8 protein-coding genes and 1 pseudogene are annotated in these 21568 nt (G+C 44.2%); 6 read left to right on the top strand and 3 right to left on the bottom strand.

Annotated elements, in window-relative coordinates; translation table 11 throughout:
- The first annotated feature begins 54 nt into the window (after positions 1-54).
- From ACUUHJ_RS15855 to ACUUHJ_RS15845, 3 genes are all read left to right on the top strand, one after another.
- Positions 55-4350, top strand: a complete 4296-nt coding sequence (locus ACUUHJ_RS15855; protein WP_472299307.1) for an amino acid adenylation domain-containing protein — start codon at positions 55-57, stop codon at positions 4348-4350.
- Between the two features lie 53 nt (positions 4351-4403).
- Positions 4404-14570 carry a non-ribosomal peptide synthetase gene (locus tag ACUUHJ_RS15850; protein WP_472299306.1) on the top strand — a complete coding sequence of 3389 codons (10167 nt, stop codon included), beginning with the start codon at positions 4404-4406 and terminating at the stop codon, positions 14568-14570.
- Between the two features lie 142 nt (positions 14571-14712).
- The gene (locus tag ACUUHJ_RS15845; RefSeq protein ID WP_472301201.1) at positions 14713-15288 is read left to right on the top strand and encodes a GNAT family N-acetyltransferase; all 576 of its coding nucleotides are present in this window, start codon (positions 14713-14715) and stop codon (positions 15286-15288) included.
- 198 nt (positions 15289-15486) lie between these two features.
- Here ACUUHJ_RS15845 and ACUUHJ_RS15840 read toward each other — a convergent pair whose 3' ends face one another.
- Both ACUUHJ_RS15840 and loaP read right to left on the bottom strand, forming a co-directional pair.
- Complete coding sequence (locus ACUUHJ_RS15840) at positions 15487-16176, bottom strand: 4'-phosphopantetheinyl transferase family protein (protein ID WP_472299305.1); 690 nt, start codon at positions 16174-16176, stop codon at positions 15487-15489.
- A gap of 78 nt (positions 16177-16254) precedes the next feature.
- The gene (gene loaP, locus ACUUHJ_RS15835) at positions 16255-16839 is read right to left on the bottom strand and encodes an antiterminator LoaP (RefSeq protein WP_088907667.1); all 585 of its coding nucleotides are present in this window, start codon (positions 16837-16839) and stop codon (positions 16255-16257) included.
- Positions 16840-18034: 1195 nt separating this feature from the next.
- Here loaP and ACUUHJ_RS15830 point away from each other — a divergent pair.
- From ACUUHJ_RS15830 to ACUUHJ_RS15820, 3 genes and pseudogenes are all read left to right on the top strand, one after another.
- On the top strand, positions 18035-18673 hold the full coding sequence (locus ACUUHJ_RS15830; protein ID WP_472299304.1) for a hypothetical protein: 639 nt from the start codon (positions 18035-18037) through the stop codon (positions 18671-18673).
- Positions 18674-19112: 439 nt separating this feature from the next.
- Positions 19113-19257 (top strand): annotated as a pseudogene (locus ACUUHJ_RS15825) (IS256 family transposase); the annotation flags it as partial.
- Between the two features lie 597 nt (positions 19258-19854).
- Positions 19855-20466, top strand: a complete 612-nt coding sequence (locus ACUUHJ_RS15820) for a tyrosine-type recombinase/integrase (RefSeq protein ID WP_472299303.1) — start codon at positions 19855-19857, stop codon at positions 20464-20466.
- Between the two features lie 635 nt (positions 20467-21101).
- On the opposite strand, the gene ACUUHJ_RS15815 is transcribed toward ACUUHJ_RS15820, so the two are convergent.
- Positions 21102-21563 (bottom strand): GNAT family N-acetyltransferase, encoded by a 462-nt coding sequence (locus ACUUHJ_RS15815; protein ID WP_472299302.1) that lies wholly within the window; start codon positions 21561-21563, stop codon positions 21102-21104.
- Positions 21564-21568: the final 5 nt, after the last annotated feature.

The following is a 21568-nucleotide window of genomic DNA, read 5'->3' as shown; positions in this document are numbered from 1 at the left end:
TGACTCTGGACCCGTTCCTTCTTTATCCAGCTATAAAAGGAGGAAATGCGGACGATGAACGGAACCACCCAGACAAAGCTTGATGATGTTGAAGAAAAACTAAAAGCGATTTGGATAGATGTTCTCCAACTAAATGACGTAGGCATTCAGGATAATTTTTTCGAAGTGGGTGGACACTCACTAAAAGCGTTGGAGCTTGAGGTCCGAATTGGTGTCGAATTTAATATCGAAATCTCTTTGGAAAATATCTTTAGCTACCTTACGATCAAGGAGCTGGCTGAATATATCCGCAATTCACAGGAAAACAAGTTTTCATTAATAAAACCTGTCCGAGACAGACCTTATTACCCTGTTTCCTGGATACAAAAAAAGATGTACTTGGCTTACTTCGACGGACTTGAGAATGCCGTTCTCGATTTTCGAAGACTATCGTATGAAATTGATCCTTATGTGCTTGAGAGGGCTTTTCAATACATAATCAAACGGCATAAATTGCTGCGTACCACAGTTGGGATCAAGGATGATGCCATCGTTCAGTTTGTTCACGATGAATCAGAATCGGATAAATTTCGCCTTTTCTACTGGGAAGCTCCTGGGGAAAAAGAGTTGCAGGAGGAGTTTATTCAAAAGTGCGTGGCAGAAATCAATCAGCCTTACACACTTGACCAGCTTCCACTCTTTCGTGTTGGTCTTATTCGTCTGCCGGGAGAAGGAAGTTTATTGATTCTTCATTTTCATCATATTATTTTTGATGCGTTTTCCCTGAAACTGGTGTATCACGAGTTGGATTGCATCAGCCAAGGAAGGTTGTTGCCTCAGCTCCATCTGCAATATGCCGATTACTGCGTATGGCAAACCGAACTCGAGCACACGGAAGCCTACGAAGAAAAGAAAGCTTTCTGGCTGGATATGTTTTCCGACGATCTGCCAGTTTTGAATCTGCCGCTAGACCGTCCCCGTAGCAATGGTCTGATAGCTACCTATGGAAACAAAAACTTCTTCCTAGATGAATCAACTGCAAAGGCTATTCAGAACGTCGCCAAACAGTATCAAGTCACGCCAAGTATTTTGTTGACAGCAATCTATGGGCTCCTTCTTTCCAAATACACCGCTCAAAGTGACATCACCATGGGCATTCTATCGTCGCGTAGATACAGCGGACTCGAGAACAGTATCGGTGTGTTTATTCGAACTGTTCCGATTCGCGTCCAAATTACGTCGGAACAAACACTGCCTGAATATTTACAGCAGGTGAAGAAAATCTGGATCAGCGCCCTCGAACATCAGGAATGCGACATCGATGAAATGGAAGAAATCATTTGCCGACAGCATCTTCTCTCCAAGACGGATCATCCCTTGTACCGTGTCTCGATGAACATCCATACCGAAATGGACTCGGTCACGGAATCCATCATTGGAGGGGAGGGAGATACGTTGCAGAGTGGAAACAGGCAAGATATTGCCTGCGGAGTCTACTTTCTCGATTCCGGAAGAATCTGCTTAAACATGGAATACAACATGGAATTGTTTGATCCAAGCACAATGCAGCGAATGGGCGAACACTTCATCGGTCTACTTCAATCTATCCTGTCGGAACCTGAACGCAGAATAGGCGAGTTTAGTCTGTTGACAGAGGACGAGAAAGACAAAATTTTGCATCACTTCAACAGGAAGATTTCCGATTTTTCCACCGAACAAACACTGCAAGCGATCTTCGAACATAAGGTCCAAACATACGCAGACAATATTGCGGTTGTTTGTGCCGATCAATCGCTTACGTATCGGGAACTGAACAGGAAAACCAACCAATTAGCGAGAGTGCTTGTGGAAAGGGGTGTTGGACCCGGCGTAACGGTAGGCGTAATGCTGGAGAGGTCTGTTGACATGATGGTAGCCCTTCTGGCGATTTTGAAAGCAGGTGGTGCGTACCTGCCGATTAGCCCGGACTATCCGCAAGATCGCGTGCAGTTTATGCTAGAGGACAGCCAGGCCAGGATCGTGCTTGTCAATCAAGACACTTTGGAAGACAGCCACCAAAAAGAGAAGATGTACCTAAATGTTCAGAACCCTGCACTGTATTTAGGTGATGATTGCAATCTTGTACCGAGAAGCAGTCCAACTGATTTAGCTTATATTATGTATACATCTGGTTCCACCGGCAATCCAAAAGGAGTCATGATTGAGCACCACTCAGTAATTAACAGACTAGACTGGATGCATAAGCAGTTTCTCATTACAGAAGATGACTGCTTTTTGCAGAAGACACCTTTTACCTTCGATGTTTCCGTATGGGAACTCTTTGGATGGTATTTTCAAGGGGCGAGTGTTTGCTTTCTGGAGCCGGGCAAGGAGAAAGATCCCGAAGCCATTCTCGCAACGATTGCTCGTGAGCGAATCACGCTGCTGCACTTTGTTCCATCCATGTTGAGCAGCTTTCTTTCCTACGTAGAGCCTCGCATGGAGCGGGAGTTAGAGCGACTGTCCAGTCTTCGCTTCATGTTTGCGAGCGGAGAAGCCCTGCTCCCAAGTGCAGTCAACACATTCAATCGAATCATTCATGAGCGGAGCGGAACAAGGCTCATCAATCTATACGGTCCGACAGAAACCACCGTTGAAGTCTCTTGGTTTGATTGTTCCGAAGGCTATGGGACACAACCACCGCGAACGATCATTCCAATCGGAAAACCCATTGACAATATCCGTCTGTACATTGTGGACAAGGAAGACACCCTCCAGCCGATGGGCATTCCAGGTGAGCTGATGATTTCAGGGGTTGGAGTGGGAAGAGGTTATTTGAATCAACCTGAGATCACTGCACAAAAATTTATCAACGATCCGTGGAATCCAGGTAACAGAATGTATCGAAGCGGAGATTTGGTTCGCTGGATGCCGGATGGAGCTATCGAGTATTTGGGCCGAAAGGATGAGCAGGTCAAAATCAGAGGCGTGCGCATTGAATTGGGCGAAATTGAAAATGTGTTACTCGAATTGCCAGAGATTGAGGCAGCCGTTGCATCCATAATGATAAGCCAAGCAGAAGAGAAGCTGCTGTGCCTTTATTATGTGTCTTCTAACATGTTGGACTCCGATGTGCTGAAAAGCTATCTAACCAGTAGACTGCCACGCTTCATGGTACCGGATGCGATTATGGCGATACAGGAGATTCCCTTAAACTCCAGTGGAAAAGTAAACAGAAAACGGTTGCCTGCCCCTGTTGTTGAAGTAGATCAAGCAACAGATGGGCTGCCTACTAGCGACGTAGAAATAAAGCTGACAAACATATGTCAAAAGATATTGCGTATCGATCAGCTTGGCATTCGAACAAATCTGTTCTCAGTTGGGGCTAATTCGCTGAAAATCATCTTGATTGCAAGCCAAATTCGCCAAGAGATGAACGTGGACATTCCTGTTAGTCATGTTTACACCCATCCAACAATCGCAGAAATCGCTTCTTACATTCAATTGGAATCTTTGCCTGTCTCGGCTAATGGCGATCATGGCCTCGTTTTAATCAACAAACGATCGACGGAGGCTCCCAACCTCTTTTTGATTCACGACATTAGCGGTAGTATCGACGCTTATTTTGACCTTGTAAACCACCTTGGTGACAGATTCACTTGCTATGGCATTCCAGCAGAAATGAGCAATGGCGAAAGTAGCCAAGATGTCACCATCGAGGGGCTAGCAAAGAAATACCTGGAAAAAATGAAAAAAATCCAAAACGACGGCCCTTACTTTTTAGCTGGTTGGAGTCTAGGTGGCCTATTGGCATTTGAAATCACGAAGCAGCTAGAAGCTACAGGAGATGAGGTGGAGATGCTTGTTCTCATCGATTCTTCCTCACCGCTGCTGCACCAGCATCTCCAAATTCCAGATGCATCGGTTGTAGACTCATTCAGACAGCAGATTACACAAGTATTGTCTGCTCCTGAACTGATTTTTCAGATGGAGAATGAATCGACGCTATATGGTTTGTATAAAAAGACTGCTCAGTACATGGAAGCGCACAACCTTACGTATGAAGCATTGGAAATCCTGATGCCCAAAGAGATTCTGCAAGCAATTCCAGCATATGCACAGAGTAGTCAAGTAGACTTTTACCGCTATTTAAATTTGTTCATCGACTTCCAGAACGCCTATGTCCACTATCATCCGCAGCGAAAAGTTTTTGCACAGGCTCATTTGATCAAAGCGAAAGAATCTTCGATAGAAGAGAAGCAATGGAACGCATTTTTTTATAGTCCAGTCATTCTACATGAAATGGAGGGGGATCACTTTTCCATTTTCAGAGATCCTGGCGTTAAAGAGATGGCTTCATTCTTTGAAGCGCTTGCCCCCAAAAACGGGTGATACGAAGGAAAAAAGATGATCCTCTAATCCTGATGCCAAAGGAGAGCAACTTAATGATTCAGAAGCTTGCTGGAACTGCCAACAGGAACGGCCAACTACCTGGAGACGTCGAACAGAGGCTGTGTGATTGGCAAGTGGATGATTATTGGAGACACATATTGGCAAACCGTGAACAAACATTAAACATGCCATTAGATTGTGTTCGCCCAGCCGTTAAAAGCATGGAGAAAGGGTATGTCGCACGAAAGACAAGCCTCGAGTTAAAGAGAAAGCTGGAGCTTATTGAAGAGAAAGAAGCCGTATCCATGGAAATCATGCTTTTGGCTGCTTTCATACTACTGCTCTCCAAATATTCTGGCCAAGACCAAATCTTCGTAGGGTGGACGTCTGATTCGTTTCAACAATCTGGTGGAAGCCAAGCATCTTGCACCTCTGTAATCGCTGGCCACGTGGATCAGGATATCACTTGGCGTGAGTATGTAGCCATCATCGAGCAAGTGTGCTTACAGGCTCTTGCTCCGAAACGCTTCTCATACGAAGAACTGGTGAAAACACTCGATTTGGACCAAGATCCGAGTAGAAATCCGCTCTTTGATGTTCTCTTCAAAAAGAAAAATGAAGAGATTGAATGGAAGAAGTATGACTTTTCGTTAGAAATCGATGCAGAAAAAGAGGGCATCTTTGTCAAGGTTCAATACGATACAAACCTCTTTTTCAAAAGCACAATGGAAAAATTGCTTTGCCATTATTTCAATCTGATGGAGCAACTGGTTCGTGATGCCGACCAATGTATCGCAGATATGGATATGCTCTCAGCAGATGAACGAGAGCACCTTGTCTATGGCTTGAATAAGACCACCACTGAATATCCATTTGATCAAAGCATCGCGCACATGCTGGAGAAACAGGTTGAACAGCGTCCCGAGGAGATCGCTGTCGTGTTCGGTACACAACGCCTCACTTACCGTCAACTACATGCGTCTTCCAACCGTATTGCTCATGCCCTGCATCACAGGGGAATCGGAGAGGGAGATGTCGTTGTCGTTATGGCCGAGCGTTCGCTGGAACTCATTACAGGCCTACTTGGAGTCCTAAAAGCCGGAGCTGCCTATACCCCGGTTGACCCCGGCTATCCAGCGGAGCGTCTTCGTTACTTGCTACGCAATTCGAGTGCGAAGTTACTACTCGTCCAGCGTACGTTTCAAGACCGTATTACCGACACGGATGCAGATATTGTTGCGGTGGAAGACCTGCTAGCAGCTGAGTTGCCTAGCGAAAACCTACCACTTCCCTATCATCCTGAACAATTGATGTACGTGCTTTATACCTCTGGATCAACAGGAAATCCGAAGGGAGCCATGATCCGTTCGCATGCATTTGTTAATTTGCTCCATTGGTATACCCAAGAGTTTACGTTTACCGAAAACGATCGGGTTCTGCTTATTGCTTCAGCCAGCTTTGATCTGGCGCAAAAAAATCTATACGCGCCGTTGATTACTGGCGGACGCTTAATCCTTTTTGAACCGGGTTTGTATGATTACGAGCAGATGTCGGCGACCATTGAACGCGAGGACATTACCGTGATTAACTGCACACCTAGCGCGTTTTACCCGTTGCTCGAGGAGAATGCAGACGACGACTACAAAAAACTGAAAAGCTTGCGGTGGGTATTTTTGGGCGGAGAACCGATCCACATGACCAAGCTGGGTCCATGGCTGCGCAGCGAGAACTGCCAGGCGGAGATCGTCAATACCTACGGCCCGACTGAATGTACTGATATTGCCTCCTATTACCGTATGCGCAGCGAAGACTGGCAAGGCGAAGCCGAACTGCCGATTGGCAAGCCAATTGACAATGTCCGGCTGTATGTAGTGGACAAAGAGATGAAGATTGTCCCGGAAGGTATGGAAGGCGAGCTTTGCATCGGAGGAGTCGGAGTCGGCCTTGGCTATTACAATGCTCCCGAGTTGACCCAAGAACGCTTTGTACAGAGCAATGAGTTGCCCGAGAGAGTCGTGTACAAGACGGGGGACGTAGTCAAGCGGTTACCAGATGGCAACGTTGCGTTCATTGGAAGGGTGGACCACCAAGTCAAAATACGTGGATTCCGTATAGAAATTGAAGAGATTGAGAAAAAGCTCCTCGACCATCCACATGTGAAGGAAGCCGTAATCACTGCTGTACAAGATGCAGATGGAGACACATCACTCCGGGCATATGTAGTGCCGGTCGTTAGCTTGACTATCGACCAAATCCGTGATTACCTGCAGATGGAACTGCCAGCGTATATGGTCCCGCAGTTTTTCATATTGCTAGAGTCATTACCGCTGACTCCAAACGGCAAAATCGACCGCAAAGCGCTGCCCTTGCCATCGGAGAAAATGAGGCCAACAGAGGAACCTGATCTCAACGATGAGATAGAGCAACGATTGGTCGCCCTATGGCAGGAAGTGCTTGGGATCCGCAAGATAGGCTTCCAAGACAGCTTCTTTCGTTTGGGAGGGCACTCGTTAAAAGCGATTGCTCTCCTCTCTCGAATCAAAAAAACATTTGGTGTGTCCATTCCGATTCAAACTTTATTTCGATCGCCGACTGTTCAGCAACTTGCCGAGGTCATCCGGCGATCTCCTAAAACTAACGTCGTATCGATTCCTACTGCTGAGAGCCAAGAATATCATCGGCTTTCCTCGGAGCAAGAAAGGCTCTATGTTTTGGAACAGTTTGAGGATGTAGGCACTGCCTACAACGTGCCATGGGCGGCTCACGTATATGGCCCATTGGACGCTCACCGCTGTCACGAAGCATTTACCTCGTTAAGCCGTCGGCATGAATCACTTCGCACATGCTTTGAGATGATTGGCGATACGGTTTTTCAAAAAGTGTTGAAAGAAGTGAAAGGCTTCTTCACCTATGAAGAAGTGATCGGTGGGGTGGCTGACCAACTAATCAGGCAGTTCGTGCGTCCATTCGATCTGAGTGTAGGTCCGTTGTTCCGAGTGAAACTCATCCGGCTCGGCACAAACGAACATCTGTTTCTACTGGACATGCATCACATTATTGCAGATGGTATTTCTATTCAGATTTTATTGAAAGAATTTTCCGCCCTCTATGAAGGGAAAGCTCTGAACCCACTGCCGACGCAGTACAAAGATTATGCCAATTGGCAAAACAAAAGGCAGGAGACTTTGCAAGAACAGGAGCAGTATTGGCTCGACTTGCTACAAGGGGAGCTACCCGTACTGAATCTCCCCCTAGATCACCCACGGCCACCGTTACAAAGCTTCGAGGGCGACAAAGTGAGCGCCCGCCTGGACGCTCCACTTGTGAAAAAGCTAAGACAGGTAGCGGAGGAAACGGGAACCACCCTGTATATGGTTTTGCTCGCGTCGTATCAAGTGTTGTTACACAAGTATACGGGACAAACCGATATTATCGTAGGCTCACCAATCGGGGGAAGGCAACAGGCTGAATTTGAAAATATAGTGGGAATGTTCGTCAACACACTGGCTCTGCGGAACTTCCCGCACCCAGCCAAGTCATTCCGTGCCTTTCTTACAGAAGTACGAGAGTATTGTCTGAAAGCCTATGAACATCCGGAATGGCCGTTTGAGAAGCTGGTGGAGAAATTACAGTTCTCTCGGGATTTAAGCCGCAATCCGTTGTTTGACACCATGTTCGTGCTGCAAAACATGGAGAGCTACCTTCCAAGTATGGAAGGGGTAAAGATGGTAACTCATCCGATCAACGCCCATGTCTCTCAGTTTGATCTGATGCTGGAAGCAATCGAAAGAGGAAATGACACCATTCATTTGAATCTGGAGTTCTGCGTCAAGCTGTTTGCCAAAAATACGATGGAGAGGTTGCTGCGCCATTACCTCAATCTGCTGGAGCAACTGGTCCATAATGTCGACCAACGTGTGGAAGAAATTGACATGCTGTCAGCAGATGAACGAGAGCGCCTTGTCCATGGCTTGAATCAGACCACCACCGATTTTCCTTCTGAGCTAAGCATTGCACACATGCTGGAGAAACAGGTCGAACAACGCCCCGAGGAGATCGCTGTCGTGTTCGGTGAACAACGCCTCACTTACCGTCAACTGCATGCGTCCTCCAACCGTATCGCTCATGCCCTGCATCACAGGGGAATCGGAGAGAGAGACGTTGTTGTCGTGATGGCCGAGCGTTCCCTGGAACTGATTACAAGTTTGCTCGGAGTGCTGAAAGCCGGGGCTGCCTATACCCCAGTTGACCCCGGTTATCCAGCGGAGCGTCTTCGTTACTTGCTACGCAATTCCAGTGCGAAGTTGTTGCTCGTCCAGCGTGCGTTTCAAGACCGTATTGCCGACACGGATGCAGATATTGTTGCGGTGGAAGACCTTCTAGCAGCTGAGTTTTCAAGTGAAAACCTGCTGCTTCCATATGATCCTGAGCGATTGATGTACGTACTTTATACCTCTGGATCAACAGGAAATCCGAAGGGAGCCATGATCCGGTCTCATGCCTTTGTCAATTTGCTTCATTGGTACACCCAAGAGTTTACATTTACCGAAAACGAACGAGTTCTGCTCATTGCTTCAGCCAGCTTTGATCTGGCCCAAAAAAATCTATACGCGCCGTTGATCACAGGTGGACGTCTGATTCTTTTCGAACCGGGTCTGTATGATTACGAACAAATGTCTAGCATTATTGAACGTGAGGGCATTACCGTGATCAACTGCACACCTAGCGCGTTTTACCCGTTGCTCGAGGAGAATGCAGACGACGGCTACAAAAAATTGAAAAGCTTGCGCTGGGTATTTTTGGGCGGAGAACCGATCCACATGACCCATCTGGGTCCATGGCTGCGCAGCCCGCACTGCCAGGCGGAGATCGTCAATACCTACGGCCCGACCGAATGTACCGACATCGCTTCCTATTACCGCATGCACAACGAAAACTGGCAGGGTGAAGTCGAGCTGCCAATCGGCAAGCCAATTAACAACACCCGGTTGTATGTGGTGGATAAAGAGATGAAAATCGTGCCAGAAGGTATGGAAGGTGAGTTGTGCATCGGGGGTGTGGGGGTCGGTCTTGGCTATTACAATGCTCCCGAGTTGACGGAGGAACGATTTGTACAGAGCAACGAGTTGCCCGAGAGACTCGTGTACAAAACGGGGGACATCGTCAAGCGATTACCAGATGGCAACATAATGTTCATAGGAAGGGTAGACCACCAAGTCAAAATACGTGGATTCCGCATTGAGATTGAAGAAATCGAAAAGAAACTCCTCGATCACCATCAAGTAAAAGAGGCAGTGGTTACGGCTGTACAAGATGCAAGCGGAGACACGACGCTCCGTGCATATGTAGTGCCGATCACTAACCTGACCACCGACCAAATCTGCAATTACCTCCAGATGGAACTGCCAGCATATATGGTCCCGCAGTTGGTAATGATCCTCGAGGCATTGCCACTGACTCCGAACGGTAAAATCGACCGCAAAGCGCTGCCCTTGCCTACTCAGCAAATCGAGCGAACGGAGGAAAACGATCCCAGCGGTGAGACAGAGCAACGATTGGCGACACTGTGGGAGGATGTTCTTGGCATTAGCAAGGTTAGCCTCCAAGACAGTTTCTTTCGTTTGGGAGGACACTCCTTAAAAGCCATTGCCCTTCTCTCTCGAATCAAAAAGACATTTGGTGTGTCCATCCCGATTCAAACTTTATTTCGATCGCCGACTGTTCAACAGCTTGCCGAGGTCATTCGACAAACCCCCAAGACAAGCATCGTATCCATTCCTACAGCAGGAGGGCAAGGATATCATCGGCTTTCCTCGGAGCAAGAGAGGCTCTATGTTTTGGAACAGTTTGAGGGTGTAGGCACTGCCTATAACGTGCCATGGGCGGCTCACGTATATGGCCCATTGGACGCTGCCCGCTGTCACGAAGCATTTACCTCGTTAAGCCGTCGGCATGAATCGCTTCGCACATGCTTTGAGATGATTGGCGATACGGTTTTTCAAAAAGTACTGAAAGAAGTAAACGGCTTCTTCACCTATGAGGAAGTGATCGGTGGAGTGCCTGACCAACTAATCAGGCAGTTCGTGCGTCCATTCCATCTGAGTGTAGGTCCGTTGTTCCGAGTGAAAGTCATCCGGCTCGGCACAAACGAACATTTGTTTCTACTGGATATGCATCACATTATTGCAGATGGTATTTCTATTCAGATTTTATTGAAAGAATTTTCCGCCCTTTATGAAGGAGAAGTACTGGAATCATTGCCGATGCAGTACAAGGATTATGCGAGTTGGCAAAACAAAAGACGAGAGACCTTGCAAGAACAGGAGCAGTATTGGCTAGACGCGCTACAAGGCGAGCTACCGGTATTGAATCTTCCGTTGGATCATCCACGGCCACCGATACAAAGCTTCGAAGGCGACAAGGTAAGCATCCACGTGGACGCCTCACTGGCAAAAAAGCTGGGACAGGTAGCCGAAGAAACAGGATCCACCCTGTATATGGTTTTGCTTGCTGCGTATCAAGTGTTGTTGTACAAGTATACGGGACAAACCGATATCATTGTCGGATCACCAATCGGGGGAAGGCAACAAGCTGAATTTGAAAATACCGTGGGAATGTTCGTCAACACACTGGCCCTGCGAAGCTTCCCGCACCCAGACAAGTCACTCCGTGCCTTTCTTACAGAAGTACGAGAGTGTTGTCTGAAAGCCTATGAACATCAGGAATGGCCGTTTGAGAAGCTGGTCGAGAAACTAGAGTTCTCCCGGGATTTAAGCCGCAATCCGTTCTTTGATACCATGTTCGTCCTACAAAACATGGAGAGTTACCTTCCGTGCATGGAAGGGGTAAGGATGGTAACTCATCCGATCAACGCCCATGTATCTCAGTTTGACCTCATGCTGGAAGCGATCGAGAGAGAGGACGAAGGCATCCAGTTGAATCTGGAATATTGCGTCAAGCTGTTTGCCAAAAACACGATGGAGAGGTTGCTGCACCATTACCGCAATCTGCTAGAACAACTGGTCCGTAATGTCGATCAGCTTCTGGAAGATATGGACATGCTGTCAGCAGATGAACGAGAGCGCCTTGTCTATGGCTTGAATCAGACCACCACCGAATTTCCTTCTGAGCTAAGCATTGCACACATGCTGGAGAAACAGGTTGAACAACGCCCCGAGGAGATCGCTGTCGTGTTCGGTGAACAGCTCCTCACTTACCATCAATTGCATGCGGCCTCCAACCGTATCGCTCATGCCCTGCATCACAGGGGAATCGGAGAAGGAGACGTTGTTGCCGTGATGGCCGAGCGTTCGCTGGAACTCATTACAGGCCTACTTGGAGTGCTAAAAGCCGGAGCTGCCTATACCCCAGTTGACCCCGGCTATCCAGCGGAGCGTCTTCGTTACTTGCTACACAATTCGAGTGCGAAGTTGTTGCTCGTCCAGCGTGCATTTCAAGACCGTATTGCCGACACGGATGCAGATGTTGTTGCGGTGGAAGACCTTCTAGTGGCTGAGTTTCCAAGTGAAAACCTGCTTCTTCCATATAATCCTGAGCGATTGATGTACGTACTTTATACCTCTGGTTCAACGGGAAATCCCAAAGGTGCTATGATCCGGTCTCATGCCTTTGTCAATCTACTTCACTGGTACACAAGGGAGTTTAGGTTTACCGAGAACGAACGGGTCCTGCTCATTGCTTCAGCCAGCTTTGATCTGGCGCAAAAAAATCTATATGCGCCCTTGATTACTGGTGGACGCTTAATCCTTTTCGAACCGGGTTTGTATGACTACGAACAGATGTCGGCGACCATTGAACGTGAAGGCATTACCGTAATCAACTGCACACCTAGTGCGTTTTACCCGTTGCTCGAGGAGAATGCAGACGACGACTACAAAAAACTGAAAAGCCTTCGATGGGTATTATTGGGCGGCGAGCCGATCCACATGACCAAGCTGGGTCCATGGGTGCGCAGCGAGAACTGCCAGGCGGAAATCGTAAATACCTACGGCCCGACTGAATGTACTGACATCGCTTCCTATTACCGCATGCGCAGCGAAGACTGGCAAGGCGAAGTCGAGCTGCCGATTGGCAAGCCAATTGATAACGTCCGATTGTATGTGGTGGACAAAGAGATGAAGATTGTCCCGGAAGGTATGGAAGGTGAGTTGTGTATCGGGGGCGTGGGGGTCGGCCTTGGCTATTACAATGCTCCCAAGTTAACGGAGGAACGCTTTGTACAGAGCAACGAGTTGCCCGAGAGAGTTGTGTACAAGACAGGAGACATAGTCAAGCGGATACCAGATGGCAACGTGGTATTCATAGGAAGGGTAGACCACCAAGTTAAAATCCGTGGATTCCGCATTGAAATTGAAGAGATCGAGAAGAAGCTAATCGATCATCCTCAAGTAAAGGAAGCAGTGGTTACGGCTGTACAGGATGTGGACGGGGACGCGATACTCCGAGCATATGTAGTTCCGGTCAGCTCTTTGACAACCGACCAGCTCTATCATTACCTGCAAGACGAGCTTCCAGGCTATATGGTCCCGCAATACCTCATATTGCTAGAGTCACTACCGCTGACTCCGAACGGCAAAATTGACCGCAAAGCGTTGCCATTGTGGCCCGATAACATGGTTCTGATTGAGGAGGACGAACCGAGGGGAGCAACAGAGCAACAATTAGCCGCTCTGTGGCAGGAAACACTTGGAATCCGCAAGGTAAGCGTTCATGATCATTTCTTTCAGTTAACAGACCAAACCTTCAAAGCGCTTGATGTAATCGCCAAAATAAATAAGGCTTTTGGCGTTAAATCGAATCTTAATCTGTTGATTCGTAATCCTACCATTCGAGAACTAGCTAAACAGATCGAAATTTGCTCTTTGAATCCATTGCCTTCACTGGAAGTAGTTGCCGAGCGTCCTTTCTACCCAGCATCCTCAGCACAAAAGCGGCTGTTTATGATCAATAAACTACTAGGTAGCGGAACAACTTACAACGTTCCAGTCATACGCAGAATGAAAGGGAGACTGGACATTCAACGTGTTGGGGAGGCCATGAAGGAACTTGTCCAGCGACATGAATCACTTCGGACATCCTTTCAATTGGATGTGGAAACCGGTGCGTTGCTCCAAAAGGTGCATTCTGACGTTTCGTTTACCTCTTTCGTATATGAACTGACCGAGGCAGAAGCGACAGAAATGATTCAAGATTTTGTCAGGCCGTTTCGCCTGGATAGACCACCGCTGTTTCGATCAGCGCTAATCAAGCTGATAGATAAAGAAGAGTGCATCCTCATCATTGATATGCACCATAGCATAACAGATGGTATGTCAATAGGGATTATACTAAAAGACTTAGTAGCCCTTTACGAAAAAAGACAGATGGACACCCCCAAGCTTCAATATAAGGACTACGCTGTCTGGGAAAATCAGCTCATGAATACGAGAGAATGGAAAAAGCAGGAGAAATACTGGCTAGAGATATTCAAAGAGCCTGTTCACCCGATACAAATGCCAGTCAGTCGCCAAGCTTCCTTGGCAGTAGATGCCAATACCCGTACGATCTATTTTTCCCTAGAGGAAAACACAGCTGTGGCCTTGCAGAACCTTGCTCAGTCAACAGAGACGACCCTTTTTATGGTGTTGATGACCACCTTTACTATTCTGTTGTCCAAACTCTCTGACCAGGAAGATATTGTGGTTGGTACTCCAATTTCGGGAAGACATCACGATGAGCTGGAGAATATTGTAGGGATGTTTGTCAATACGTTGGCAATTCGTAACTCGCTACGACGCAGCTTGAACTTTCTGGAGTATTTGAATCAGGTGAAAGAGCGACTGCTAGAAGCATATGAAAATCAAGAGTATCCTTTTGATCATCTGGTGGACAAACTGAACGTCCCGCGCGAGATCAGCACAAACCCTTTGTTTAATGTCATGTTCCAATTTGCACAAAAGGACGAAGTAGAGAAAATTGCCGGTCTGGAGATGCTCCCTGTCGAATATGATTGCGCTCCAAGTAAATTCGATATCCACTTTGTTGTCGTACAAGAAGATCAGCGGACCCTGTACCTGGAAATGACATACCGAGATACGTATCTCCCAGATGAATCGGCTAACGAGTTCATTGCTCAATTTATTGACTTGGTTCAGCAAATTGTTCATGATACGAGCATTTGTCTAAAAAAGATCATGACAAACCAACGAGTACAACCCTAGCTTCCGGACATAGTCCCGCCTTCTACATTGGCGGGATTTTTTTACATCCACCCTGAAGTAAATATAGGAAGCACCCCCGAACACGAGGTTGCAGACTGTAGCGTCTAATAGAAGAGAACAAGGACAGGAGAGAGATTGAATGATGGATAGCAACGTTTTGTTCAAGGAGTTTCCAGTATTGAAATCGGACAAATTAACACTTGGCCCGATTGAAGATCATCATTTAGAAGAAGTGTTTGAGATATACAGCAATGATAGAGTATTTGAGTATTGCGGTATTATTCCAAATCACAAAAAGGACAGCGTAATGACCATGATCAGGCATTTTAAAAGGGATTATCATAAAAAAACAAGGTTGAAATGGGGGATTTTTCCTGATAACCAGAGCAACACATTAGTTGGTATTATCGAGGCTTTCGAGTTTAATCAAAGAATAAACAAGGTAACAATCGGCTACTTTTTGGCCGAAAGACACTGGGGAAAAGGAATTGCCTCAGAGGCGGTCAACATGGTCGTACGCTTCTTGATTGAAGATGCCGAAGTGAGCAGAATTCAAGCAGATGTAATGCCTCCGAATGAAGTATCCAAAAGGGTATTGCTTAAGAATGGCTTCATTAAGGAGGGAACGCTAAGGCAAGCAGCATCCTGGTCCGGTAAAGGAATTGTAGATTTAGAGATATATAGCTTGTTAAAAGAAGATTTCCAAAGAGAGAAATAGTAAGATAGTAGATCGTGAAGAGGAGTGCTAAAATCATAAATGAGAGAAAAGTGGAATTGATAGGATAGCACTTTAAATTAAAAAAGAAGGTTTCATCCCCGAACCGGATTTGAGGATGAAGCCTTCTTTTTTTTCAAAAAAACTTGACAATACGGGGGAGAGTTTTCACAAATTAAATAACAAGAATGTTGGTCACCCTCAATCATTAAGAAAAAACTGAACAAATGTATTCAAGGCAATGATCTCAACCGTTTCACAAAACTTGTCGTTCTGCGCGCAAGCAGTAAGAGTATATTGGTCATCGAGAAAGAATATCTTAAAATACCAATTACAATGATCATATACACGCAATCCCTCAACCCCGCCTCCTCGAACAGTTGAAAAGCTATTTAGTGGAATCGAAAGTCCATGGCCGATTGCTTTTACATAACTCTCCTTGGCCGTCCAGACTTTAAAAAAGCGAGAGTGCCTTTGCTGGGCATTCTGTTCATTCTCAATAAACTCATATTCTTCTTTTGCAAAAAACTGTCTTGCAATTTGTAGATCAATCGTATGAATTCTTTCTATATCAATACCCACAGGGTGCTCGTCTATTATGCAGACTATCCATTTTCCCGAGTGTGAGATATTAAAATGAAGTAGGTTCAACGGAATGTAAAGGTACGGTTTTCCAAATGTGTTCTTGCTAAACAAGATACTTTTCGGAGGAATAGCAAATTTTTCAGAAACGATTTTTCTAATAAGGAGGTCGCCCAATAGTCCTCTGATCAGATCTTCACGGTGGAGGAACTTGGATAGTCTTTGTTTCTTTTCTTCAGTAACAAAGGTTAAGAGGTGTGAAATGTACTCATCTGGTAATGTAGATATAGGGACAGCGTATATTTGCATAATGTTCAACCTCCAGTACAGTAGTAATGCTTTCAGGGGATTTGAACATTTAGCATTTACCTATGATGGCTAAATGAATTACACACTAGGCTCAATAAATTCAATACCAAGGTCGATAATTCGCTCATCTCCCATAAGGGAAACAAGCACTTTTACCCTTCTCCTGTGCTTATCGATTTTTTTAATAATACCTTCCATTCCTTTTAATGGGCCTGATTCTACATAAACTTTAAAGTCTTGCGTGTATACTTGGGAAAAATCGATCTGATCATCATTATTCAGAAGTTTAAGAATAATCGACATTTCTTCTTCGGGAATCTTTTTAAAATAATGCGCTTCTTCATAATTTTGATTCCCACGGCAGTTTCGGGGGGAAACGGTACTATCGTATGTTAGGTCTATTTTATTTAGATAGTTTAGTATGCGGATGATTTTTGAATGCCGTTTAATGGAGTAGTATGTTGAAAAATTCATTTCTGTTTTTACAAAAATATATCCGGGGAACAAATTCTTCTCGACACGCAAAAGTTCACCGTTTTTTTTCTCAGGAATGATTCGTTTTGGAACGATTGAGTACAAAGTTTCTTTATCAAAGGATTTATTCAGCCAATCTTTTACAGAATGTTCATTACCCGATTTAACAAAGAGAACATACCAGTTCATAGAGGTAAATGACTCCTTTTCGAGATGTTTCTCAGATAATTGGTAGTAACAGCAGCCCTAGAATTAAATGCTCAACAGTACTTGAGTCATGTAAAACGTTGTCGTGTAACAATTATTGAGACCCTCTACTCTGAATCCCTTGATCAAAACTTTTTCAAGTCCATCAACTTAAAATGATAATAGACATTTTGATTGTAATTCACGTTAATTGAAAAAATTATTATTTTTTATATTTATTACCAACACTATGGTAACCCCACACTAGCTTATCGTCAAGTTCATTCTCGCATTTCAGTTGAGGTTCAATTGCTGTCGAATTATAAAGGAAAAGCTATCCTGCTGGTAAATTCCATGCCCGCCCAAATTGTTCAGAACTTTAGTAATGGTGGGCTCTGCTAAGTTACCATGAGTAAGCGTCACCAAGAGCTTGTATACGAAGTATTGTATTCGGAAACAGAAAACGTGAAGGACTTGTTTACATGAGAAGGTCAGTTTGGTTATGAATCTCGTAATCTTTATAGCCTACTGAACCCCAGTTGTACACGGAAACAAGGTACCAGTACTTAAATGGATTACTTGTATAGAACACTTTTTCGCTTTATTAGAGTACTGAATCTGCTATGACTGCCTAATGCAAAGGTTTACATTTAGCATCCAGATCAATGGTGAACCGACTGGTAATCGATTAAGGCCTATATAGTATTCTTTTTTACTTGTCTATAAAGTAGCGATGTATGAACAATTTTAAATCATAAAAAAATCCGACTAATATATGATTTACATATATTCACAGTACAAAAAATCATTTACACTGGAAAAGTCAGGCAGTTCCTGTCCGATCCAGCGTATTGGGTCGCTTGTAACAAGAATTTCCCTTTTGCTTTAATTCGGTAACTCATTAAGATTCTAGAACTGTATCAACCAGTATACAAAACTACTGTTGGAACGATGTAATCACGCTAGAGTAGGAAGCCATAGGAGATAAATCAACTAAACTCACAGATTTACTTGTGTTATTTAAGACAAAGAGTATCTGTGCTATGGTGTTGACTATAATAACACACCAAGAGATTCATCAAGTGGTTCTTGCGGAAAATAGTAACGTTCTTGCCAAGATGGGAAAGCAGGCGGAAGCACACTTTGCTATTCAGTACGAAATTAAACAAAAGAGAAATTAGAATGAGGAGGGCTTTCAATGATTTGGAAAGGTAAAGAGCTAAAAACAATCGAAGACCTAATGTGGTACGGTATCGACCAGTGTGAGTCACCAGAAGAGGCTCAAGAGTTTATGCGCCAGTACCGTCAGGAAAACCCGGATGCTGATTCAAATGTCGGATATGTCAGCGGTTATTATTCGTCTGAAGAAATGGAACGCATCCTGCAATGGTTTGGGGTTGCTCATCCGAAATTCGGAACGAAAATTCCTAATGCTGCGGAAACATTTTATGGTTTAGGGTTTGAAGCGGCAATTAATTTACTCCGAAAAGGAAACTATAGCGCTGATGACATAACAAATATTAACCAAGATCTAGATGGGTTCGGCTTCACACTTAAAAAATCTGTGGTGCTAAAATCGGTAACTAATGATAGTTCAGGTGCATATGGGATTTTTAACGTCTTAAAAGCACCTATTGATCAAAGTATCGTTAGGGATATAGGCATTCTTTCAGCCCATATTCTTGGGGATGACACACTTAAAGATATAGTGGAAGAACTGCTGATTGAAGTGATTAAAGATAAGTCGGTAAGAGAAAAAGTATTTAAATATGGTGAAGTGAAAATAGCTATTGAAGAAGATAATTTGGTAGTCACTATTACACAAATGTTAAAATAATTCTTTTGAGTTCCAGGTAACAATGAACCCCAAAGAATAAACAAACGTCTCTCTGAGACCACCGCCGAGTAGTGAAATTATGACGGATATTTATGTGAAAACTCATGTGATACTTTGCCTTAATGTTTGTTTCGATATTCCAAATTCATTTAGACTAGGACATGCTATCGGTCATTCCACAAATCTTGAAGAGGGACTTAGTTTATTAGGCCATTATTTAATAGGCTAGATAATAACTCTGTGAAGAAGAATAGGGAGGGGGAAAGTCAGTTAGATTTTCCTCTCTATTGCTTGAGGATGATGAATCCAGAAACGTCGTTATCCTTTGGGTATAATTATAACGATGTGACCTTTGAATAACCGCGCGGGGTAGAGAATAATTTAGAGCATGCTAAAGATATCAGTTCCAATTCCATTACTTCATAACGTCAATGTTGCCCCAACAGGCGATGCCCTTCTGAATGCTATATCTGGTGACCATGGATGTCTTACTGGAACGGACGGGTCAAGTCCAAAACTGGGGACAAATTCTTTTGCTACTATCCGTTTTCTTCGAAGAAAGTGTAAAGCCGTACATCCGTTAACAAATGAAAGGCTTTATCCCCGAGGGACTTCTCTTTCTCTCCGCAAATCATACTTCTCTCCAATAATTGGAGAATACATTACAATAACTCCACTAGTGATGTCCCAATTTGATTGAGGTTACTAATCGAAAGGCAAATCCAACGGATATTGTTTGGTTAATATCTCATCTGAAACATTTTCAGTATGATATAGGCAAGATGGCAACCGTAATTTCATCACACGATAATTTAGCAATTGTATGCAAAAAATAGTATTCCCTTTTGTCTGCCAGTTGGGTTTAATTCTTTTATCGGATATACCAAATTGGGTACATAAGAAAAATCAGCTCAATACTGGAAAACCTCCTTTTATAAGGAGGTTTTATTATGTCCATAGAAACGAAAAACGTACCAGAGATTAATCATCGGAGGCAACAAGCACTAAAGCTTATCGAAGAATGAATCGAACAAGAAGAGGAGAGGTTCGTGAAGTCCAAAAATGAGAACATTCCAACAGGCTTGATTGAAAAATGTAACACTCGTTTCGAAAAGCCATCTGATACTCGAGATACTACGCTAAAAAACGTAAAAGAAAAATAAAATGAGGTTGGGAAACATATGGTGGATCCGTTTTTAATTGATGAACAGATCAGTTCGAATTCAACCATTTCGGAAGCATTAGAAGCTATGCAGGAATATAAGTGTTGGTCAGAATCTGCAATTACAAGTTATCGAAAAGATGTAATGCATTTTGAAGAGTTCCTCTGTGAAATAAATATGAATTGTAGTTTATTAAATGGGAAGATCCACCTCATACAAAAATGGATAGAAAAGCAGCATGAAGAAGATGTAGCATATTCCACCATAAAGAGGCGAATCGCACCCTTATCTTCTATTTTCTCTTTTTACCATGACCTTGGGGTCATCCAGAACAATTGTTTCAAAGCTATAGAAATTCCACCGGGTCATCAAGAACACCATTCACCAATTCTCGAGATTAATCAGCTCAAGCATGCATATCAATATGCAAATGAATTAGAAGAGGACGAAGCTCATATTAGACCAACCATAAAGCTCCTTATTTTATCAGGTCTTCGGAATCATGCACTTACGAACTTGAAAGTAAAAGATCTTCACATTGAAAAATCACTTTTATGTTTAAATGAATACGCAGAAACCATAAACACAAAAAAGAAGGTTCTGTATAGAGATAACAAAGTTTTAGACTGATTAATAAAGTACTAGACTGGATAATAAAGTTTTAGACTGGGGCCGTTAAACTAACGGGGAGTTTAGTTCAACAATTCGCTGAAGTCTGGCGTGTTTAGCCAGCATTATGGCACCTTGTGCTAGTTACAGCGAGGGTTTGTCTGTGTTCAATGACACTTACTCGTACCATGATCGCTTAACTTCATGATCCATCTCACATCGAAATCCAAACTTCTTGTAGAAATGCTCTAATCGTTCTATATGTTCCCAATCAAATCCACCCGGTAATTATTGTACATCCAGTTCGTGTGCGAGCTGCATAAGGTCATTCATCATGATCGATCCATACCCTTTGTTAACTTGATCGCCTTCCATGCGGATGTCCGCAATCCGCAAATGCTTTTGTTCGAGCGATATTAAGCGGAGGTCTCGTGCAACGCCCCTCCAGTCTCCATGAACGTATTATCACTTTCAGCTGACGTATTAGCAGTTGTGAAATAAATGAACGCCAAACATTATTGGAATGGGAACAGAAACACAGTGTGATAAATTTAACTATCCAACCTGGGGGGCCGACAAGGTGATTGGCCGCCTTTTCTCAACTGAGGGCAGAATAGTCCAAATGATCAGGAGTGGAACGGATGGTTCTTAAGCATTTACTCCTGGTCTGTTGATTTTTCGTATACCTTGATTGATCCACCGCTTACTCCATATGCTTCTGATGTATGTGTCCAACCGTATTTTTCGTAGTAGTCTTCCAGGTCAGTCGTTAAATAAACGCTTTTAAAGCCTTTTTTGGCCGCCTCTTGAATCGCATGTTCCAAGAGTAGGGAACCGATTGCTTTTCCCCTATACTCAGGATCGACATATAAACAGGCTAGCCACGGATATAAATCTTGACGGCTGTTTAGATCGTTCCTGATTAAGGCATAAGTACCGATGATCCTCTCATTTCGTAGGGCAATATATAATCTGGGGATTTCATCGTTTGTCTCACAAGAATGTTGCATGCAATCGCGGTAAAAGTTGTAATTTTTCTCATTTCCCCATTGTTTCCAAAAAACCTGTACTGCTTCATCAAACAGGTCCATTTTCTGCTGAATTTGAACGATCTTCACTGAGT

This window comes from Brevibacillus schisleri (assembly GCF_055685845.1).
The sequence above is the reverse complement of the archived record's forward strand: the minus strand, read 5'-3'. Positions and strand labels throughout refer to the sequence as shown.